General features: G+C 48.6%; 3 protein-coding genes. All 3 read right to left on the minus strand.

All coding sequences use genetic code 11. The features are described from left to right. Positions 1-3,410 (minus strand): hypothetical protein (locus tag K8R76_03990; protein ID MCD4847332.1); only part of this gene is annotated, 3,410 nt, incomplete at its 3' end. Between the two features lie 83 nt (positions 3,411-3,493). Then, positions 3,494-4,027: a DivIVA domain-containing protein gene (locus K8R76_03995; protein ID MCD4847333.1), complete on the minus strand. Its 534-nt coding sequence runs from the start codon at positions 4,025-4,027 to the stop codon at positions 3,494-3,496. Between the two features lie 96 nt (positions 4,028-4,123). Further along, positions 4,124-4,831, minus strand: a complete 708-nt coding sequence (locus K8R76_04000) for a YggS family pyridoxal phosphate-dependent enzyme (GenBank protein ID MCD4847334.1) — start codon at positions 4,829-4,831, stop codon at positions 4,124-4,126. Between the last annotated feature and the right edge of the window lie 47 nt (positions 4,832-4,878).

A 4,878-nucleotide genomic window follows, 5' to 3' on the forward strand; every position in this document is an offset into this window, starting at 1 on the left:
ACTCCATCGCTGCACGGATTCGGATATGGAAATACATTGCTGATACTGAACTCACCTGTTGAGGTCACGACAAAATCCATCTGAACCAGAGATGTATTCAGAAGACCGTCACTTGCTCTCAGCTGGATCTGATGATCTCCCTGTTCAAGAGATCCTATCTCAACTTCCAGTTCGCCCGTTGTGCCGGAGCCCTGGTGATAACGGAAATATCCGGACACATCCTGAGGTGAACCATCCGTATAAAGAGCAAGCTGTCTGCCGGTATTGCCAAGGAGGTTTATACCCGAATCATCGGACAGCAATGCGTGAACTGTAATTGAACCTGAAACATGCGGCTTATTTACATTTCTGTAACCCTTTATCCAGAGTTCTATTTCAGGTCCTGTCGTATCGGATAGTGGATTCCCCGTTTCCATTCGAGCGGGATATGTGGACACTGCAGCCATGGAATAGTCACTGAGAAATACAAGTTGAGTCCTGGCAAGAGAACCGGTATCGCTGTCAATCGGAACGAACATGGCAGCAGAGTAATCAGGGGAGGCAACTGCAGCTCCTCTGAAGAATGATCGGGCCAGTGAGAGGTATTCAATCGGATCATGATGTCTGAAAGTATAATAGGTATCGGGCTGACAGGATTCAAACGATTCTATCAGTATGATTCCATCGTTTGGAGCGGAACCATTGAGAATGGCTGATTCACCGGTAAAAAGGGTGTCAGCATTCACATCGAAAGAAGTCCATGGATAAGCGAGCCTGAGACTTCCATCACCAAACAGGATGTTGGAAGCATTGTTACTGTTGTATCCGGCGACAATCTTGCCGAGCATAAAACACATTCCTACCGAGAGATCAGCTTCAGAAAACAATCGATCGATAATCTCACCCAGAAGAATTTCATTGCCAGGTCCGGAAGTTACTCCTGTAGCACCACTCGCGATTATTGCGCCACCTGAATGAGATGCGGTTATCTGCTGAGCGATACATTCAGATGCGGGATTCTGGAACGCGCCGACATCACAGGAACCGAATAAAGCTACCGGAAGCCTGCTCTCGCAGGCAAGAAGACCTACATCCTCAAGGTACAGAAGACCCTCATCAGCCAGTTGATCGTACCCGCCATGTCCGAGAAACAGAGAGACAAGTGATCCTCTGCTCCACAGGCTGATATAATCCTCTCTTGCCTCAGGCTTCTTCCAGAGATCGTTCCAGTCGTAGAAGATCATATACATCTTCTCAGGACGCAGTACGCCGGGGAGGTGATTCGTCAGTAATTGCTCCATATCCTGAGTATGGAATCTTTCATCACCGCCATGCAAAGGAGATCGCTCATCATCCGCGGCGCCAAGAACAACCGTCTGCCACTCGCCCTGGTTTTCCACATTGCCGTAAGAAAGGGTCCGGTCAACGATCAGCTGAAGGTCGGATCTGTTGGTTATTCCCATCCGAGAAACCGCGATCTGGGGCAGAAGGCTATCGCCAACAATCACGAATTGATCATCAGCAACGGTCTCGGATGATTCTCGGCGAAGGATATCTATGTAGGATACTCTGGCTGAAATGAAATGCAGAGGATCCCAGTTTCCTCCTCCAACCAGGATCAGATCCATCGGGATGGGATTCCATGTGTCAACAACAGTGTATATCATTGCCCTGATAGCCTGCGGGTCTCTCACTCCCCCGTTAAATTCATTGTAAACCTCAGATGCGGAAATTACCTGAACCTGCTCACCGGTTTGCTGAAGTGGAAGAATGTCAGTGTAAAACTCATCGGCGGCAATATAGATCTTGTCAGCACCGTTCATTCCATTGATTATTCTTCCAGGTGACTCTTCATGAATGCTGACCGGTGAAGCCATGTCCTCAATCTCCGAAATCCAGAATTCTCTTGAAACCCAGGAATCGGGAACTTCGTATTCGAACGAATAAGGATCATCAACCGTTATGCAGGCGGCCTGATCATCTCCCCCTATCATAAATACATATGCGTTCGACAAATCGTTATTCCACGTGAATTTCTGTCGGCCGGGAACCTGCCACCAGTCAAGCGGAATTTGAGCCTGCCCGGAAAGAGACGGTTCCGTCCAGGAGAATACCTCGAACCAATCGAAAAATATGGTCTCCTCTCCTGAATCTCTGATTATCTGTATCCCGAGATTATTTCCTGAAGACTGTAACTCGGAACACCGAACCTGGAGAATGAAATCATCTGCGTTACTCCAGGTTGTATCACAGAATTGAGAACCGTTCATTGTAAGCCTGATATGATGATTAAGGTAATCATTCGAGATCAGATGCAGCCTCAGGAATCCTTCGCCGGTGGTTGAGGGAGCATTGAAGCTGAAATAGTCCCATGTGTCCGTACTTCCAGTTGAACGAACCCACGCCCAGTCATCAGGCAGGAAAACACTATAAGCTGCTGCTCTGATCGTATTCTCCTCGAGATGCTGCCTGGATAGAAACACATCAGGCATGGATGGGGCACCTGTTAAGCTTCCATCTATCATATCCATTCTGGCGCCGTCTTCTCCGCCCCATGTCAACCAGTATGTATTAATGTGAGAATATCTGTGATTGAAATGCGGCGGCATGCTATCACTTGTGCACTCCCACCAGGCGAGTCCCCTTCCGAAGAAGAACAGTCTGTCACCGGAATCAAAAACACCGTCACCGCCATCATCAACCAGTATCGGCACATCTATTGGTATGTAAGCTGTTTCCCACGGATCATTCCCCATTTCTCTGCCGCGTCCGCAGAACATCGAGAGAGTCGTCGAGGGAACACCTGCAGCGGATGGTATTTCTGCGGCGGTGATACAGTAGATTCCCGCAGTATCTATATCCAGTGAATACCACGGCAGTCCCCAGAAAGGACTGTATCCGGAGCGGTTTTCGGAAGCAGTCCAGACTCTGTTCCCTCCTTCAAGAAGGGCACTGAATATCGATCCGGATATTCCCGATACTGCTCCGGGCGGACCTGTGTCAGGATAACTGATGATAATTCTGAATCTCTCAGCGGCATACAGAGCGCCGTCTCGAAACACAATCGGATGAAGTTCAAGAAGAGTTACACCTGCTCTCCTGAAAGAACCCGTATGCGTGAGTGAACCCCAGGTTCGGGGGATATTCTCAGGGTGGGCTGAAAAGAAGGAATCGAATCCTTCCGGGGAGACAGAAGTTTCAGCCACAGTACCTGCAGACAGAAAATGGACACCTTCGGGAATGATCTCAAGGAAAGGTTCTACTCCGGGGGGTACAGCAAAAAACAGATTCGCCTGTGGAAGAAGAATCGATCCATCACTGCCTGAATAGCCGCATCCATCAGCAATATATCCAGTCAGATTATCAGGCAGGCTCACAATCTCATGAATTGCCGGACATTCCCACACAAACTCAGTGAAGGCGGCTTCCACTCGCGTCTGCGGCGGAACTATCCTTTCGGCAGGGGTGAGGAGTGATGTCGAAGCAAGTATAAGAAAAATGAAATAAGACATATTCAGAGTTCAGTAAGTTCGAGCAGCGGCGAATCACCGTCTTCTTCGCCGGGAAGCTTCTCTTCGTCCGGGATCAACTCTGCCCTTATGCGTTCTTCCTCGACATCAATCATCTTCCCCTGTGTATCAATGAATGATCGTATCTGAGCAATCACTGAGAGCCTTCTATCCTGCAGCTCACGAATGGTCTCGGTAAGAACACGGACACGGTCTCTTGCTTCAGCTACAAGGTTTGACGCCTTGATCTCAGCGTCCATAATAATGAGTTCTGCTTCCTTGTCAGCCTCTTTCCTGGCTTTGGCGGCACTCTGCTGCTGCTGTACGAGCACATCCCTCACAGCACCTTCCATCCGGTCAAAATCAGATGCCCTCGCCCTGAGAACGGTAAGTTCTCTCTCAACTTTCTCAAGATTCTCTACAAGTTCCTCCCAGGCGGAAGCGACCATCTCAAGAAAAGCCTCAACCTCGGCATTATCGTAACCTCTCATTGTTTTCCGGAAATGCTGTCTTCTTATGTCAAGTGGCGTAATACGCACGATGCTTCTCCGTTTCCTGTTCTGCTACCCTGATGAGCCGGGAAGCTGGTGAGTGTATATCTGTACAAATGTATAATATTGCTGAATAATCGGAAGTCAATTTTGTCTCCTGCCGAAAAGGAACCTGCCAAGTCTGACGATAGTAGAACCCTCCATCACAGCAAGCTGGAAATCATCGCTCATGCCCATGGAAAGCTCAGGAAGCTCAAAACCACATTTGCGGGAAAGATCGTCTCTGAGATTCCGAAGAGAAGCAAATGCTTTTCTTGTTTCCTCCTCGGTTCCCCCCAGTGGCCCGATAGTCAGTAATCCCGATATAACGAGACCGAGTTCCCGCATTTGACCAAGCGCCTCCTCAAGTACTGAATATTCAGGTGCCAGACCATGCTTTGATTCCTCACCGGAAGTGTTGACCTCCACAAGTATTCCGGGCTGTTTCTTATTTATGGCCGTGGTTCGTTTAGCTATCTCCTCCGCAATCTTCATTCTGCAGATGGAATCAATCCAGTGGAAATCTCTGACAGCCTGTCTCACTTCCCCTGTATGGATGGGACCGATCATGTGAAATTCAGCAACTTCTTTCCCGAGTGTTTTAATCTTGCGCCCGCCTTCACTGACCCTGTTCTCACCAATTATCCTGATACCAGCTTCTATGGACAACTGAACCAGTTCAACAGGATGCGTCTTCGTAACAGCCATTATCCTGACGACTCGCGGTGAGTGGTGTACGGCATTCAATGCTTCAGCTATCATATCCCCCGCGCGGTGGAAATTACTTTTTATGCTCTCAATGGAATAATTCAAAATCACCTCCGGTTATGCAAATATGGACAAAGTACCTGTTGCTGTCA

This window comes from Candidatus Aegiribacteria sp., from assembly GCA_021108435.1.
GTDB lineage: Bacteria > Fermentibacterota > Fermentibacteria > Fermentibacterales > JCC-6 > Aegiribacteria.